General features: G+C 67.0%; 17 protein-coding genes. 11 read left to right on the top strand and 6 right to left on the bottom strand.

Features of this window, described 5'->3' with window-relative positions:
* Window positions 1–44 precede the first annotated feature (44 nt).
* From VIM12_RS11615 to cydB, 4 genes are all read left to right on the top strand, one after another.
* Window positions 45–1,181 (top strand): muconate/chloromuconate family cycloisomerase, encoded by a 1,137-nt coding sequence (locus tag VIM12_RS11615; protein WP_331942038.1) that lies wholly within the window; start codon window positions 45–47, stop codon window positions 1,179–1,181.
* Window positions 1,182–1,220: 39 nt separating this feature from the next.
* On the top strand, window positions 1,221–1,499 hold the full coding sequence (gene catC / locus VIM12_RS11610; RefSeq protein WP_331941792.1) for a muconolactone Delta-isomerase: 279 nt from the start codon (window positions 1,221–1,223) through the stop codon (window positions 1,497–1,499).
* Window positions 1,500–1,526: 27 nt separating this feature from the next.
* Window positions 1,527–2,498: a tripartite tricarboxylate transporter substrate binding protein gene (locus VIM12_RS11605; RefSeq protein ID WP_331941791.1), complete on the top strand. Its 972-nt coding sequence runs from the start codon at window positions 1,527–1,529 to the stop codon at window positions 2,496–2,498.
* A 176-nt stretch (window positions 2,499–2,674) separates the two neighbouring features.
* Window positions 2,675–3,679 carry a cytochrome d ubiquinol oxidase subunit II gene (gene cydB / locus VIM12_RS11600; protein WP_331941790.1) on the top strand — a complete coding sequence of 335 codons (1,005 nt, stop codon included), beginning with the start codon at window positions 2,675–2,677 and terminating at the stop codon, window positions 3,677–3,679.
* 11 nt (window positions 3,680–3,690) lie between these two features.
* On the opposite strand, the gene VIM12_RS11595 is transcribed toward cydB, so the two are convergent.
* Window positions 3,691–4,296: a DUF2242 domain-containing protein gene (locus VIM12_RS11595; protein WP_331941789.1), complete on the bottom strand. Its 606-nt coding sequence runs from the start codon at window positions 4,294–4,296 to the stop codon at window positions 3,691–3,693.
* Window positions 4,297–4,550: 254 nt separating this feature from the next.
* On the opposite strand from VIM12_RS11595, the gene VIM12_RS11590 reads away from it, so the two are divergent.
* Genes VIM12_RS11590 through VIM12_RS11565 form a run of 6 tightly spaced genes read left to right on the top strand, consistent with a single transcriptional unit; the run spans window position 4,551 to window position 10,531 of the window.
* Entirely contained in the window at window positions 4,551–5,408 is an 858-nt protein-coding gene (locus tag VIM12_RS11590) for an STAS domain-containing protein (RefSeq protein WP_414691780.1), read from the top strand.
* A gap of 7 nt (window positions 5,409–5,415) precedes the next feature.
* Entirely contained in the window at window positions 5,416–5,775 is a 360-nt protein-coding gene (locus VIM12_RS11585) for an STAS domain-containing protein (RefSeq protein WP_331941788.1), read from the top strand.
* A gap of 10 nt (window positions 5,776–5,785) precedes the next feature.
* The gene (locus VIM12_RS11580; protein WP_331941787.1) at window positions 5,786–6,229 is read left to right on the top strand and encodes an anti-sigma regulatory factor; all 444 of its coding nucleotides are present in this window, start codon (window positions 5,786–5,788) and stop codon (window positions 6,227–6,229) included.
* Entirely contained in the window at window positions 6,229–7,230 is a 1,002-nt protein-coding gene (locus VIM12_RS11575; protein WP_331941786.1) for an ATP-binding SpoIIE family protein phosphatase, read from the top strand. Before VIM12_RS11580 ends, VIM12_RS11575 begins: the two co-directional genes overlap by 1 nt.
* A gap of 3 nt (window positions 7,231–7,233) precedes the next feature.
* On the top strand, window positions 7,234–8,607 hold the full coding sequence (locus VIM12_RS11570) for a sensor histidine kinase (protein ID WP_331941785.1): 1,374 nt from the start codon (window positions 7,234–7,236) through the stop codon (window positions 8,605–8,607).
* 1 nt (window position 8,608) lies between these two features.
* On the top strand, window positions 8,609–10,531 hold the full coding sequence (locus VIM12_RS11565) for a hybrid sensor histidine kinase/response regulator (protein WP_331941784.1): 1,923 nt from the start codon (window positions 8,609–8,611) through the stop codon (window positions 10,529–10,531).
* On the opposite strand, the gene VIM12_RS11560 is transcribed toward VIM12_RS11565, so the two are convergent.
* From VIM12_RS11560 to VIM12_RS11545, 4 genes are all read right to left on the bottom strand, one after another.
* Window positions 10,528–10,812 (bottom strand): GNAT family N-acetyltransferase, encoded by a 285-nt coding sequence (locus VIM12_RS11560; RefSeq protein ID WP_331941783.1) that lies wholly within the window; start codon window positions 10,810–10,812, stop codon window positions 10,528–10,530. The genes VIM12_RS11565 and VIM12_RS11560 overlap by 4 nt on opposite strands.
* A 14-nt stretch (window positions 10,813–10,826) precedes the next feature.
* Window positions 10,827–12,035, bottom strand: a complete 1,209-nt coding sequence (locus VIM12_RS11555) for a YihY/virulence factor BrkB family protein (RefSeq protein ID WP_331941782.1) — start codon at window positions 12,033–12,035, stop codon at window positions 10,827–10,829.
* Between the two features lie 93 nt (window positions 12,036–12,128).
* Entirely contained in the window at window positions 12,129–12,416 is a 288-nt protein-coding gene (locus tag VIM12_RS11550) for a hypothetical protein (protein WP_331941781.1), read from the bottom strand.
* Between the two features lie 94 nt (window positions 12,417–12,510).
* Window positions 12,511–12,954, bottom strand: a complete 444-nt coding sequence (locus VIM12_RS11545; RefSeq protein WP_331941780.1) for a thioesterase family protein — start codon at window positions 12,952–12,954, stop codon at window positions 12,511–12,513.
* A gap of 120 nt (window positions 12,955–13,074) precedes the next feature.
* Between VIM12_RS11545 and VIM12_RS11540 the strand changes: the two genes are divergently transcribed.
* On the top strand, window positions 13,075–13,977 hold the full coding sequence (locus VIM12_RS11540; RefSeq protein ID WP_331941779.1) for a DMT family transporter: 903 nt from the start codon (window positions 13,075–13,077) through the stop codon (window positions 13,975–13,977).
* A gap of 10 nt (window positions 13,978–13,987) precedes the next feature.
* On the opposite strand, the gene VIM12_RS11535 is transcribed toward VIM12_RS11540, so the two are convergent.
* On the bottom strand, window positions 13,988–15,706 hold the full coding sequence (locus tag VIM12_RS11535; RefSeq protein WP_331941778.1) for a diguanylate cyclase: 1,719 nt from the start codon (window positions 15,704–15,706) through the stop codon (window positions 13,988–13,990).
* Between the last annotated feature and the right edge of the window lie 50 nt (window positions 15,707–15,756).

The following is a 15,756-nucleotide window of genomic DNA, read 5'->3' as shown; positions in this document are numbered from 1 at the left end:
ATGTCTACCATCCTTGCATGCCCAACGCCTCCGCTTCGCCACCCATGCATTCCAGCCCCGATCCCGTCAGCATCGTATCCCTCGAGACCGTGATCGTCGACCTGCCGACGATTCGCGCCCACAAGCTGGCCATGGCCACGATGCACACCCAGACGCTGGTGATCCTGCGCCTGCGCTGCGCCGACGGCATCGAGGGCATCGGCGAGGCGACCACCATTGGCGGCCTTGCTTACGGCGACCAGAGTCCCGAGTCGATCCGGCTGACGCTGGACAAGTACATTGCGCCGCTGGTCACGGGCGCGGATGCCGCCAGCGTCAACGCGGTGATGGCCCGCGTCGACCAGTCGGTGCAGGGCAACGCGCTGGCAAAGTCGGCGCTGGAGACCGCGCTGCTCGACGCCCAGGGCAAGCGGCTCGGCGTGCCGATGCACCAGCTGCTCGGCGGCGCCGCGCGCCTGTCGCTGCCGGTGCTGTGGACGCTCGCCAGCGGGGACAGCGAGCGCGACATCGCGGAGGCCCGCATGCTGCTGGAGCAACGCCGACACAAGGTCTTCAAGCTGAAGATCGGCAAGCGCGACCCGCGCGAGGATGTGGCCCACGTGGCGCGCATCAAGGCGGCACTCGGCGACGCCGCGGAACTGACGGTCGACGTCAACCAGGCCTGGAGCGAAGCCACCGCAGCGCGCTGCATTCCCGCGCTGGAAGCAGCCGGCGTGATGCTGGTGGAGCAACCGATTGCGCGCGACAACCGTCGCGGCATGGCGCGGCTGGCGCAGCGCTTCGACGTGCCGATGATGGCGGACGAGGCGGTGCATACGCCGTCCGACATGTTCGACTATGCGCGCGACGAGGCGGCGGACGTGGTGGCGCTGAAGATCGCGAAGTCCGGCGGCCCGCTGGGCGTGCTGCGCACCGCGGCGGTGGCCGATGCCGCCGGCATCGGATGCTACGGCGGCACCCTGCTGGAGGGAACCATCGGCAGCATTGCATCCGCCCATGCGTTCGCCGCCTGCAAGCGGCTGGAATGGGGCACGGAGTTGTTCGGCCCCCTGCTGCTCAAGGATGACGTGGTGGTCCGGCGCGCAACGGTCACGGACTTCGCGCTGGCCCTGCCGGCCGGACCCGGACTCGGCGTCGAGATCGACGAAGACAAACTGGCGCACTACAGCAGGGATCGCTAGCAGGCGCCCCCGCAACCGAAGACTGGAAAGGAGTCGACAATGTTGTTCCTGGTTCGAATGGACGTGCATATCCCGCTCGACATGGCGCCCGCAGTGGCCGACGACATCAAGGCGCGCGAAAAGGCCTACGCGCAGGACCTGCAGCGCAGCGGCAAGTGGAAACACCTGTACCGGGTGGTCGGCGAGTATGCCAACTACAGCATCTTCGACGTCGAGTCGAACGACGAGCTGCATGCGCTGCTGTCCGGGTTGCCGCTGTTCCCGTACATGACGATCAAGGTCACGCCGCTGGCCAAGCATCCATCCTCCATCGCCTGAGCAAGGCAAACAACGACTGGAAAAAGCATGAAACCCGCATTCACCAAGTTCTTCTCCGTCGGCGTGCTGTTGTGCGCCGCATTCGGCGCCGCCGCCAGCGACGATTATCCGAGCCGTCCGATCAAGTGGGTGGTGCCGTTCACCCCGGGCGGAGCAATGGACAGCATGGCGCGCACCCTCGGCGAAAAGCTGGGCCAGAACATGGGCCAGCCGATCGTGATCGAAAACCGGCCGGGCGCCGGCGGCACCATCGGCTCGTCGATGGTCGCCAAGTCCGACCCCGACGGCTACACGATGATGATCGTGTCGATCGGCCACGCCGTGAATCCGGCGCTGTACCCGAAACTGTCCTACGACGCGGTCAAGAGCTTCGAGCCGGTGAGCCTGGTGGGCATCGTGCCCAATGTGCTGGTCGCCCACGCCGACGCCAAGTTCAACAACGTGAAGGAGCTGATCGCGCAGGCGAAGGCCGCGCCCGGCAAGCTGACCTACGCATCAGCCGGCACCGGTACCACCATTCACCTCGCGGCCGAGCTGTTCAACACCACTGCCGGCGTCGACCTGCTGCACGTGCCGTACAAGGGCAGCGCGCCTGCAGTCACCGACCTGCTCGGCAAGCAGGTGGACGTGATGTTCGATTCGGTCTCCTCGGCCAAGCCGCACATCGACTCCGGCCGCCTGAAGGCGCTCGCCGTCACGACCAGCAAGCGGTCCAGCGTCCTGCCGAAGGTGCCCACCGTCGCGGAAGCAGGCCTGAAAGGCTATGAGCTGAACGGCTGGTATGCGGTGTTCGTTCCCGCCGGCACGCCGCGTCCGATCGTGAACCGCCTCAACAGCGAGATCGTGAAGGCCCTGAAGCAGCCGGATGTCGTGAAGCGCTTCACCCAGCTCGGGGCGGAGCCGGTCGGCTCGTCGCCGGAGGAGCTCGCCAAGTACCTGAAGACGGAAACGACACGGTGGGCGGAAGTGGTTCGCACCCGCAACATCACGGCCGAGTAAGCAGGCCCCGTCGCAATGCGGCGGCGCAACCAGCCCCGCATTGCATGCGAGCAGTAGAGGCGCCCGCCGACCGCACTCGCGGGCGAACTCTAGACGAAGATCATTGGGCGCGGCGCCGCTCCCCCGTACCATCTCCCTGCACGACGAAACCTCAATGTCTCGTACGGGAGCACGCAATGTCTCTGGACCTGGTACCCCTGTGGGCGGTGATCCTGTCGATCGCCGTCCTGATGTATGTGCTGCTGGACGGCTTCGACCTGGGGGTCGGCATCCTGTTCCTGTTCCGGCGCAAGCAGGAGGAGCGGGACCTGATGGTGGCGTCGGTGGCGCCGATATGGGACTTCAACGAGACCTGGCTGATCCTCGGCAGCGGCGGCCTGCTGGCCGTGTTCCCGCTGGCCTTCGCCATCATCATCCCGGCGCTGTATTTCCCTATCCTGGTGATGCTGCTCGGGCTGCTGTTCCGCGGGGTCGCCTTCGAATTCCGCGACGCGCCGGGGGCCCGCAAGCGGCTGTGGGACGGCGCATTCATGTTCGGATCGCTGCTGGCGACGCTGGCGCAGGGCGTGGTGCTGGGCAACTTCATCGTCGGCTTCCCGGTGGAAGGCAGGCAGTTCGCCGGCACCAGCTGGGACTGGATCGCGCCGTTCCCCTTGCTGACCGGCGTCGGCCTGGCCGTCGGCTATTCGCTGCTCGGCGCCACCTGGATCTACATGAAGACGGAAGGTGAGCTGCAGGCCTGGGCGCGGTCGGCGTCGCGGCTTGCGCTGTTCGGCATCCTTGTCTTCATCGGCATGGTCAGCATCTGGACGCCGCTGGTGGATGCCAGGATTGCCGAGCGCTGGTTCAGCCTGCCCAACCTGTACTTCTTCGCCCCGGTGCCGGTGCTGACGGCCGCGATTGCCTGGCTGCTCTGGAGCGCACTGCAGCGCGGACGCGAAGTCTTGCCGTTCCTGTGCGCGATGGGCCTGTTCTTCCTGTCGTTCACCGGGCTCATCATCTCGCTGTGGCCGTATGTCGCTCCGCCCAACGTCACCTTGTGGGATGCCGCGACCGCCCCGATGTCGCAGCAGTTCCTGATGGTCGGCACCATGTTCCTGCTGCCGGTGATCCTGCTCTACGTCTTCTGGTCGTACTGGGTGTTCCGCGGCAAGGTGCGCGCCGGCGCCGGCTACCACTAGCACCGGAGGGCTCAGCGTCCGGCGGCGGCGGCCGCGCCGGCATCCGGCCTCGTGCTTCCTTCGGCGGTTTCCTCGCCGGGGTCGCCGGCGCCGTCGAAGTAGCGTTCCATCAATCCGAAGAACTGCTCGTAGAAGCGCGGCGTATCGATGGTCTCGCTGCCGACCTTGACCAGGGCGTCGTCGCTCATGCCGAGCGGCAGTGACAGCGAGCCCAGCGCGCCGACACCCAGACTGGCCGAGGTGCTGCTCTTCTTCAGCGAGTAGCTGTCGCGCACGGCATTGGCAAACGCGGTCGAGCTGTTGCTTCCCGGGCTGTTGGGAGCGCAGACCACGTGGAATTCAACCTGCAGGTGCTGGTCGCGCTCCGGCTGAAAATTCTTGCGGCCGCGGACCAGGGAAGCGCTTGCTTCGCTGATCACGTATCCCTGGCTCAGCAGTGCGCGCCGGGCCGCTTCGCAGGTTGCCTTGTCGCTGCCGCCGAAGCCGCGCGCGTGCACGTCCGATGCGGCGAAATCCTCGGAAAACCGCGCCTGCCGGCTCGGCAGCGAGCAGGCGGCGAGCGCGAGGACGGTAAAAAGGACGGACAGGAGCGAGGCGGCGGTCGTTGTCTTGCGCATCGGAAGCGGGCAGGTCGGGCGGGTAGCGGAAGCGCTATTGTAGAGCCTGTTCGCGGCAGTGCGGCGCTTCGGTCATGTGCTTCGGACACCCGGCAATGCTTCTTCCGTGAATTGCAATTCAAGCAATCCAGTTGATCAAGCTCAATGCTGTCTTTATCAAAATCATCATCCGGTTTCTATTTCGTTACACTCTCGCGTCCTCTTTTCAGCCGCGGCCGGCCCACCGGACCGCCCACCTCAACCGGAAGGATCCCATGATGTCCATTGCCCAGCAACTCGCCAGCACCATCGAAAAATACCAGCCTGTCATCCTTGAAGAATGGTTGCAGGACCTGAAGGCCAGGATGGTGCGCGTGGATCCGGAGGCGGAGTCGACGATGCGCGGGCAATGCAGCCAGTTCCTGCGGGTGCTGGCGCAAGGCGCCGCGGCCGGGCAGCTTGTCGACATCGAGGGCCGGGAATGGGAAGAGACCCGGCTGTTCCTGGCCGAATTGTCCCAGCAGCGCGCGCGCCAGGGATCGACGCCGAGCGAGACCGCGACCTTCGTCTTTTCGATCAAGCAGCCGCTGTTCGCGCGCCTGCGCGTGGAATTCGCGGCCGACCCGGAAACCCTTGCGGCCGCCACCTGGCAGGTCAGCACGCTGCTCGATGCGCTCGGGCTGTTCACGGTCGAGGTCTACCAGAAGAGTCGTGACCAGATCATCATCCGCCAGCAACAGGAACTGCTGGAATTGTCCACGCCGGTGGTCAAGCTCTGGCAGAACGTGCTGGCGCTGCCCCTGATCGGCACGCTCGACAGCAACCGTACCCAGGTCGTGATGGAGAGCCTGCTGCAGCGCATCGTCGAAACCAGCGCCGCCATCGCGATCATCGACATCACCGGCGTGCCGACGGTCGACACCCTGGTCGCGCAGCATTTGCTGAAGACGGTTGCCGCTGCCCGGCTGATGGGCGCCGACTGCATCATCAGCGGCATCCGTCCGCAGATCGCGCAGACCATCGTCCACCTCGGCGTCAACCTCGAGGACGTCATGACCAAGGCCACGCTGGCCGACGCATTCCTGGTGGCGCTCGAGCGCACCGGTTCGACCATCACCCAGGCGCGCGATTAAGGAAAACATGGAACGAATTCCAATTCTGCGCATGGGTGACCTGTTGCTGGTCACCATCCAGGTGGACATGCATGACCGCCTGGTCATGACGCTGCAGGACGACCTCACCGAGCGCATCGTCAAGCATCGCGCGAAGGGCGTGCTCATCGACATATCGGCGCTCGACATCGTCGATTCCTTCATCGGACGCATGATCAACAACACCGCCGCCATGGCGCGCGTGCTGGACGCCACCACCGTGGTCGTCGGCATGCAGCCGGCCGTCGCCATCACGCTGGTGGAACTTGGCCTATCGCTGCAGGGCGTGCGCACCGCGCTCGACGTCGAGCGCGGCATGGCGCTGCTGGCCGGCAGCGGGCGGCGCTAGAGCAAGAAACATGGCCCATTACATGTCTAGCGGCGAAGACGGTTCCGCCAACCGCGGCGGCGCTGCCGAGATGCCGCTGCGCAGCGACGAGGACGTGGTGCGCCTGCGCAAGTCGGTGCGCGAGATGGCGATCGAGATCGGACTGAGCCTGGTCGACCAGACCAAGCTGGTCACCGCCGCCAGCGAGCTCGCGCGCAATACGTTGCGCTACGGCGGCGGCGGCGAAGTCCGCCTGACGCTGGTGTCGAACGGATTCGCGCGCGGCCTGGACGTGGTGTTCAGCGACCGCGGACCCGGGATCCCCGACGTCGCGCTCGCGCTGAGTGACGGCTACACGACCGGCGGCGGACTCGGCCTCGGCCTCGGCGGCGCCAAGCGCCTGGTGGACGAATTCTCCATCGATACCAGCCCCGGCGCAGGCACAAGAGTGCGCATCACCAAGTGGAAGCGGTAATGGCACCTGCTCAGCAAGTCATCGGGATCGTCCATTCCACCGATATCGCGGCAGCGCGGCGGGCGGGATCCCAGCTTGCGTCCACGCTCGGCTTCGACGAGACGGCGGCCGGCAAGGTGGCGATCGCCATTACCGAGGCGGCGACCAACATTCTCAAGCATGCGGGTGGCGGAAAGGTGCTGGTCGGTCCCGCGCCGATGCAGGAAAAGGCGATCGACGTCGTGGCGCTCGACCGCGGACCGGGCATGGCCAATGTCGCCCTGAGCATGCGCGACGGCGTCTCCACCGCCGGCACCCCGGGCAACGGTCTCGGAGCGATGCGCAGGCTTTCCGCCGGCTTCGACGTCTACAGCGCGCCCGGCAAGGGCACGGCGGTGTTCATGCGGCTGCAGGCCGCCGAGCCTGCGCCCGCGTTGCTGGAGCTGGGGGCGGTCTGCGTCCCGATACCCGGCGAGGATGCCTGCGGCGACGCCTGGCGCATCCAGGCCGCGGCCGACGGCGCCACCCTGCTGGCGGCCGACGGACTCGGCCACGGACCGGAAGCGGCGCGCGCCGCCCAGGCCGCCCTGGCGACCTTTGCCGCGCGTCCTGCGCTGGCGCCGGCCGCGCTCATCGAAGCCGCGCACGTGGCGCTGCGTCCTACCCGTGGCGCCGCGCTGGCGGTGGCCCGGCTGGACCTGCCGGGACGACAGCTGCAGTTCGCCGGCATCGGCAACATCAGCGCCTGCGTCACAATCGACGGTCACTGCAAGCAGCTGATGTCGCACAACGGCATCGTCGGCCACAACATGCGCAAGGTCCAGGAGTTCGTGCTGCCGTTGCCGGAGGATACCCTGTTCATCATGCATTCGGACGGGTTGAGCAAGCAATGGGACCTGGCGAACTGGCCCGGCCTGTCGTTGTGCCATCCGGCACTGATTGCGGGCGTGCTGTACCGCGACCATTGCCGCGAGCGCGATGATGTGACCGTGCTCGTCGCCAGGCGGCGGAAGGCGGGATAGACGATGGAACTGGACCTGCTGCACCTGCAGATCGGCAGCGAGCGCGACGTGGTGGCGGCCCGCAAGCGCGCGCGCGAGCTGGCCGCCCATATCGGCTTCGGTGCGCAGGACCAGGCACGCATCGCCACCTCGGTCTCCGAGATCGCCCAGAATGCCTATTCCCATGCAGGCGGCGGCACGATGGTGTGCATCGTGCGCGCGCCGTCGCCCGCGCAGGCCGAGCTGGAGTTCGTCATCAGCGACGACGGTCCCGGCATCGACCGCCTGGAGGAGATCATCGCCGCCGAGCGCGCCACGGGACGCAGCGGCGTCGGCATCGCCGGCGTCCAGCGCCTGATGGATCGCTGCACGCTGCAGTCGGCGCCGGGCCAGGGCACGGTGGTCACGATGGCCAAGTTGCTCCCAAACGGCCTGGCGCTGGGACGCGAAGCGCTGGAGGAGGCCGGCCGCCGGCTGGCCGAACTTGCCGCGCCCAGCGGCTTCGAGGAAGACCGGGCACAAAGCAGGGCGCTGATGCGCACGCTGGCGGAGCTGCGCACCCGCCAGGAAGAACTGGTTGCGCTGACGCGCGAGCTGGAGGACACCAACCGCGGCGTGGTGGCGCTGTATGCGGAGATCGAGGAGAAGGCCGAGTACCTGCGGCGCGCGGACGCGATGAAGTCCCGCTTCCTCTCCAACACCAGCCATGAGCTGCGTACCCCGCTGAGCTCGATCCGCGCGCTGTCCCAGCTCTTGCTCGACCGCATCGACGGCGAGCTGACCGAGGCGCAGGAGAAGCAGGTGCTGTTCATCCAGAAGGCGGCCAACGGGCTGTCCGAACTGGTCAACGACCTGCTCGACCTCGCCAAGATCGAGGCCGGCAAGGTTGAGCTGAAGCCGGTCGAATTCAACATCGGCGAGCTGTTCAGCACGCTGCGCGGCATGCTGCGCCCGCTCAGCAGCGCCGACGCCGTCGAGTTGGTGTTCGACGACAGCGAGAGCGGCCTGGTGCTGGTCACCGACGAAGGCAAGCTGTCGCAGATCCTGCGCAACCTGGTGTCGAATGCGCTGAAGTTCACCGAGCGCGGCGAAGTGCGGGTGCGCGCCATTGCCGTCGCCGGCGGCGAACAGGTCCGCATCGAGGTGAGCGACACCGGCATCGGCATCTCCGAAAGCGACCAGCAATTGATATTCGAAGAGTTCAGCCAGATCGAGAACCCGCTGCAGAAGCGGGTCAAGGGGACGGGGCTGGGACTGCCCCTGTGCCGCAAGCTGGCGGAACTTCTCGGCGGCACCGTCGAGGTGCAAAGCGTACTTGGCGAAGGCTCGACCTTCACCCTGCAGATACCGTTGCGCCATCCGGAGCTGGCGCGGGACGCCGGCCAAAGGAAGGCATAGCATGAGAAAAGACCCCCTGATCCTGAACGTGGACGACGACGACGGCGCCCGCTATGTAAAGACGCGCGTGCTGCAGGTGGCGGGTTTCGAAGTGATCGAAGCCGCGACCGGCGGCGACGCGCTGGAAATGGTGGCGCGCGCCGCACCCGACCTGGTCCTGCTCGACGTCAAGCTGCCCGACATCAACGGCCTGGAAGTCTGCCGCCGCATCAAGTCCGACCCCTCCACGGCATCGATCCTGGTGCTGCAGACCTCGGCCGCCTTGATCCATCGCACCGATCGCGTGCGCGCGCTGGACGGCGGCGCCGACAACTACTTGGTCGCCCCGATCGAGGCGGAGGAACTGGTCGCCAACGTCAATGCCATGCTGCGGCTGCGCCGGGTGCAGGGTGAGCTGCTGGAGAGCGAGGAGCGCTTCCGCCAGCTGGCGGAAAACATCGACGACGTGTTCTGGATGTTCGCGCCGCTGGAGCGCAGGCTGCTTTATGTCAGTCCGGCCTTCGAGCTGCTGTGGGGGCGCCCGTCCGACACGGTGCGCAGCGACATCGACAGCTGGATCGCCTTCGTGCACGAGCAGGAACGCGGCCGGGTGCGCGAGGCGTTCGGGCGACTGGCCGAGACCGGCGTCTATGACGAGGAATTCCGCATCGTCCTGCCCGACAATTCCGTGCGGTGGGTGCGGGACCGTGCGTTCCAGGTAAAAAATACCGCGCCTGGCAGGGAACGGATCGCCCGCGTCACGAGCGACATTTCGGCGCGCAAGGCGGCGGAGAAGCTGCGCCACGACGCCGACAGCCGCAAGGACGAGTTCCTTGCCACCCTCGCGCATGAACTACGCAATCCGTTGGGGCCGATCCGTTCCGCCGTCGACCTGCTGCGCATCGCCGGCGGCGACGCCGGCCAGACGCAGGAGCGCGCTCGCGACATGATCTCCCGTCAGGTCGACCACCTGGTCAGGCTGGTGGATGACCTGCTCGACATCTCCCGCATCTCGCAGGGGAAGATCACGCTGCAGCCGAAGAACGTGGCGCTGGCGTCGCTGGTCTCGTCGGCGCTGGAGACGGCGTCGCCATTCATCACCGCGCGCGAGCATCAGCTCAACGTGCTGCTGCCGGAGCAGGACGTCTGGGTCTATGGCGATGCTGTTCGCCTGTCGCAGGTGCTTGGCAACCTGCTGCACAACGCCGCCAAGTACACGCCGAAGGGCGGCACCATCACCCTCAATGCCGCGGTGTGCCGCGACGAGCTGATGATCACGGTGAAGGATACGGGCATCGGCATCACCCTCGACGCCATCGACGGCATCTTCGACCTGTTCGCCCAGGGCGCGGTCGCCCCGGACCGGGCGCAGGACGGGCTGGGCGTCGGCCTGTCGCTGGTGAAGAAGCTGGTGCAGCTGCACAATGGACGGGTTTACGCTTACAGTGCCGGGCCCGGTACCGGCAGCACCTTCAGTGTCTGCCTGCCGCTGGCCCATGCCACGCCCGCCCCGGGGGCGGCACCGGGACCGGCTTCGGCAGCGGCGCCCGGCGCCGCGCGCAAGCAGCGTGTCCTGGTGGTCGACGACAATCCCGACGCGGTCGAGATGATGCAGATGCTGCTGGACGCCTCGGGTTACGAGACGGCGAGCGCCTACGACGCTCCCTCCGCACTTGAACGCGCGCGCGCCTACCGTCCCGATACCATCCTGCTCGATATCGGGCTGCCGGGCATGTCCGGCTACGACGCGGCGCGCGCATTGCGCGCCATCCCCGAAGTGGCAGGCGCCGTGATGATTGCGCTGACCGGGTACGGCCAGGCGCGCGACCGCGAGCTGGCGCTGGAGGCGGGATTCGACCATCATCTCGTCAAGCCGGTATCGATGGCCGCGCTGCTGCCGCTGCTGGAGGAGGTGCGCGCCGCCGACAGCAGCACAAGCCCCTAGCGCGCCACCATGTCCTGGTATTCCGGGTGCCGCTGGACATAGGCGGCAATGAACCGGCAGGCCGGGACCACCGACAGGCCGTCCCGGCGCAGGCTGTCCAGCGCCTGCCCCGCGAGCCGAGCGCCGTAGCCCTTGCCTTCGTACGCCGGGTCGATCTCGGTATGGGTGATGCGGACGGTGTCGCCGTCGCGCTCGTAGGCCGCGAACCCCGCCACCGTCCCGTCCACTACGAGCTCGAAGCGCTGCTGTCCCGGGTTGTCCCGCATTTGTGCGTCTGCCATGCGTCCTCCTTGCCTCAGGCCGCGGCGCCGCGCGGCTCGGGGCGCAAGCCCTCGCCGCGTGCCGCACGGTCGGTGTCTTCCGGCTGCGAACGGCTGCCGAGCTTCACCGCATACTCGTGGGTGAACAGCGAGCCGTAGAAGAAGATCTGGGCGGAGTAGTAGACCCAGGTGATCAGGATCACGACCGAGCCGGCGGCCCCGTAGGCCGAGCTGATGTCGGCGCTCGCGACATAGAGGCCGATGGCCGTCTTGCCGACGATGAACAGGATCGCGGTGATCACTGCGCCGACGGCGACGTCCTTCCACGCGATCTCGGTGCCGGGCAGGTACTTGAAGATCACGGCGAACAGGCCCGCCACGATGCCGAACGAGACCAGGTGGGAGATCACCATGCTGACGGCCTTCAGCGCGGAGCCCTCGCCGCCGGGCCAGATGCTGTCCATCGCGGACAGGGCGGTACTGACGCCAAGCGAAATCAGCAGCATCAGCGCCAGCACCAGGATCAGCCCGAACGACAGCACCCGCTGCCGGACGAAGGCCCAGATCCCGGACGCCTTCGCCGGCGGCACCTCCCATAGCTCGTCGAGGCTGTCCTTCAGTTCGGAGAACGCGCTGGTTGCGCTGACCAGCACCAGGCCGGCGGATATCAAGCCGGCGACGAAGCCGGCCTCCTCCCGCTGCGCGCCTGCCAGGATGGTCCGGATCGCCTCGCCGCCCTGCTCGCCCATCAGGCCGGACATCTGTTGCAGCAGGAGCTGCCGCACATTGTCCTCGCCGAAGAAGAGGCCGGCGATGGTCACCACCAGCACCAGCATCGGCGCCAGCGAAAACAGGGTGTACAGCGCGAGAGCCGCGCCCTTGCTGGCGGCCCGGTGCGCCGACCATTCCTTGGCGGCGGAAATCGCGAGATGAAAGAGGGCCTTCGGCCGCGACTCGCTGCGCAGGGCGGCGACGGTCTCCCGTTTCTTGCGGGCGACTTCGCGCGCTTCCGAGTCCTGCTGCTGTTCGAACGCCGCCTCGTAGGAGATGGGCCCCATCGCGTGTGCGGTGAGGCCGGAGGCCGGCGCCATCCCGGTCGTCTGCCTTTGTGGCGTTGCTTGTTGCGGCATCCGCGGCGGACCGGCCTTGGTGCGCCGCCGGTATTCAATGATCGACATCACCGCCACTGCGACCTGCAGTGCGCCGGCGAGCTTGCCGGGTTGTTTGCGGCCAGGTTGCTTCATCTGCTTCTCCTGATCAACAGATTGAAAAATTGCTTACTTTTGTAGGAGCAGGAATGGAAGTCTTTGTTCCGGCGGTGAGGAACCGCCGGCCGTTCAGTTCGATTGCCGCGCTCGCTCCGGCGCCCGCGCGAAGCTCACCCGGCAGGTGCGCCGGCGGTCGCCCATCAGGCTGCGCAGTTCGGAGATCGACAAGCCGGTGGCCTCGGACATCCAGATCAGCATGGAGGCGCCGATCGGCAGCGTGCCGGCGCGGATCTGCTTGATGACCCTGGGGGCCACGCGCAGGCGTCGGGAAAGTTCGTCGTCGGTATTGAGGTGAAGTTGCAGCAGGAGGGCATCCAGCAGATGCCCGGGATGGTAAGCGGTCGGTTCCATATTCATTGTTGGCCTCATCCGTGGCGCGCCTTCGCGAAGCGCAACGACGGGAGGAGCAAATTTCAGGCCAAGGAATAGGAATGCGTGACGGAAACGGCGCTCAGCGGGTCCAGTTGACGCGGGCGAACTTGGCGTGAAAAGCCGCCGGCATCTGCACCACCCGCCCGGTCCGGTAATTGAAGAAGACGAAGCCGGATTTCGCCATCGCCACCAGCGCGCCGTCGCGCGGCCGGGTGATGCGGAAGGTGATGTCGCCGCCATACTTGTTGAAGTCCATCACCCCGACCTCGAACAGCAGCTGGTCGCGCGCATGCGCCTCGGCCCGGTAGGTCGTCGCCAGGTCGGTGACGATGATGCCGATGCCGTCGCCCTGCGTCTCCTCGATGCCGAAGTCGAACAGGAAGCGCGCGCGCGCTTCCGAGATCATCGAGATCATGGAGTCGTTGCCGAGATGGTTGGCGCCGTTGATGTCGGTAACGCGCACGGTGAGGTGGGTGGAGTAGTAGTACTGGTCTTCGGGGAATTCGAGCGTGAGGCGGGCCATGGGGATCTCTTGTGTAGCGCAGGCGGGATTCTACCGCGTGCGCGCCGGCGGGCGAAATCGAGTATGCTCTTGCGCTCGCTTGTCCCGCCATCCGCCTGCCTTTCGCCTGCCTATCGCCGCATGACTTCCCCGCTGACCCCTGCCAATGCCCTCATGCTGACCGTCCCGCCGCTGCTCTGGGCGGGCAACGCCGTGGTCGGCCGCGTGGTCAGCACGATGGTCCCGCCGATCACCCTGAACTTCCTGCGCTGGCTGATTGCGCTGCTGCTGCTGCTGCCGCTCGCCTGGCCGGTGTTCCGGCGCGGCAGCGGGCTGTGGAGCCACTGGCGCCGCTTCGCGTTGCTCGGCCTGCTCGGCATCGGCGTCTACAACGCGCTGCAGTACCTGGCGCTGCACAGCTCGACGCCGATCAACGTCACCCTGGTCGGCTCCAGCATGCCGGTGTGGATGCTGCTGATCGGCTGGATGTTCTTCGGCGCGCGGGTGACCGGCCGGCAGGTGGGCGGCGCGGCTTTCTCGATCGCCGGCGTGCTGCTGGTGCTCAGCAGGGGAGAGTGGCAGCACCTGCTGGCGCTGCGCCTGGTCCCGGGCGACCTGTTCATGATCCTTGCCACCATCGCCTGGTCGGTCTACAGCTGGCTGCTGGCGCAGCCGCGCGACCCGCCGGAGATCCGCCGCGACTGGTCGGCCTTCCTGATGGCGCAGGTGGCTTTCGGCCTGCTGTGGTCGGGGATGTTCGCCGCGGCCGAATGGCAGCTGCTGCAGCCGCCGCCGGTGCAATGGCGCTGGCCGCTGGTCGCGGCGCTGCTCTATGTCGCGACCGGGCCGGCGCTTATCGCATTTCGCTGCTGGGGCACCGGGGTGCAGCGGGTCGGCCCCAGCATCGCTTCCTTCTTCAACAACCTGACGCCGCTGTTCGCCGCGCTGCTGTCCTCCGCCTTCCTCGGCGAGGCGCCGCACTGGTATCACGGGCTGGCCTTCGTGCTGATCGTCGGCGGTATCGTGCTGTCGTCCCGAAGGTGAGGGCGGGCGCTCAGCGCCGCGCCTTCTTCAGGCCGAACATGCGGGCGTCGGCCACCCTGACGATGGTCTCCACATCGCGCCCGTCGGCCGGATAGGCCGCCACCCCGATGGAGGCGCCGACCTGGCCGACGGTGCCCAGGCCCAGGGTAACCGGCTGCTCGATCACCTGCCGCAGCTTCTCGGCCACCGCTTCGATATCCTTTTCGCCGTCGATGCCGTGCAGGTACACCACGAACTCGTCGCCGCCGAAGCGCGCGACCTCGTCGTTGGCGCGCACCGCCGCCTTCAGCCGGCTCGCCGTTTCGATCAGCACACGGTCGCCGGCCTCGTGGCCGAGCGCGTCGTTGATCTGCTTGAAGCGGTCGAGATCGATGAACAGCAGCACGAACTTCAGCGGCACCGCCGGCGTCCCGTTGCGGATGCAGAATTCGATCTGGGTCAGCAGCGAGTCGCGGTTCAGGACCCCCGTCAGCTTGTCGGTGCGCAGATTGCGCTCCATCTCCTGGAAGCTCTTGGCCAGTTCGCCGATCTCGTCGCGTCGCTGGATGTTGATGTTGAGCGGCTGCATCGATTCGCCCGAGCCGATGCTGCGCGCGGCCATGGTCAGCTTCTGGATGTCGCGCAGCACCCACTGCAGCAGCGAGAACCCGAACACCAGCACCAGGAAGACCGCGACCAGGCCGATCGCCAGGCTGCGATAGAGCACCCCGGTGAGGTTGCCGATGAAGTCGGCGCGCGGCACCGCCACCACGCTCAGCCATTCCAGTCCGCCGGGATCGCGCAGCAGGGTCGCGGCGACCTGCACCTTTTCGCCCTGCATGTCGAACTCCCCGGATTGCGGCGTGTCCAGCGATCGCCCTTCCGCCTGCCAGCGCATGACGTTGCGGTAGGCCTCGCGCAGCAGCGGCGACTTGCTCTGGTCCACCATCATGCGCCGCAGGTCCTTGCCTTCCACCCGGTACGGCAGCTCGTCAGTGGAAGTGGCGATGACCGCGCCCGAACGTTCCACGACGAAGGCGATGCCGTTCTCGCTGATCTTCAGCGTACTGAAGAAATCGGTGAGCTGCGACAGCGAAAGGTCGGTCGCCACCACGCCCAGCAGCGCGCCGTCGTTCCGGTAGACCGGCTTGGTCAGGGTGAAGGTCGGTTCCAGCGTGGTGAAGTCGGTGTAGACCGCCGACCAGCTTTCCTTCTGTTTTTCCGCGGCCTCCTTGTACCAGGGCCGGGTGCGCGCATCGTAGTTGTCGGTGCGGATCAGTTCGCGCGCCTTGCCCGGCCCCGTCACCGCGTACACATGCCGCCCGGCGTCGCTGGCCTCGCGCCAGCGCAGCTCGATGCGGTCGGCGCGCCGGTTGACGCCGACGAAACGGCCGTCGGCGCCGCCGAAATAGACGTAGTTGTTTACCGTCGGGAAGAAGCCTGTCGCCAGCCAGATGCGCTCCTCCAGCGCGGCCAGATCGTCGTTGAAGGCCACAGGGGTCACGCTGCCGTCGGCCGGCGAGAAGACCGGATCGGGCGCCACGGCACGCACCGCGACCCGGGCGCCGAGCAGGTTGCGGTCGGTCGCCTGTCCGACACGGTCGAGCATGTTGAGAACGACCTTCTGGGAAAACTCGCGGGCCGCCGTTTCCGCCGAGCGCTGCGAAGCCCAATAGATCACGCCCCCCAGCGCAAGCACCAGGAGGACGAAGGGAATGACGACGACGCGCTGCAGCGTGGAGTGTTTCAAGCGATTCTCGGGCGACGTTGAGATGTTCAATTTACCGTATGGCTTGCTGC

The sequence above is a fragment of the Noviherbaspirillum sp. genome, from assembly GCF_036563305.1.
In the GTDB taxonomy this organism is placed as follows: domain Bacteria; phylum Pseudomonadota; class Gammaproteobacteria; order Burkholderiales; family Burkholderiaceae_D; genus Noviherbaspirillum.
This window is presented reverse-complemented; position numbering and strand designations above follow the sequence as displayed.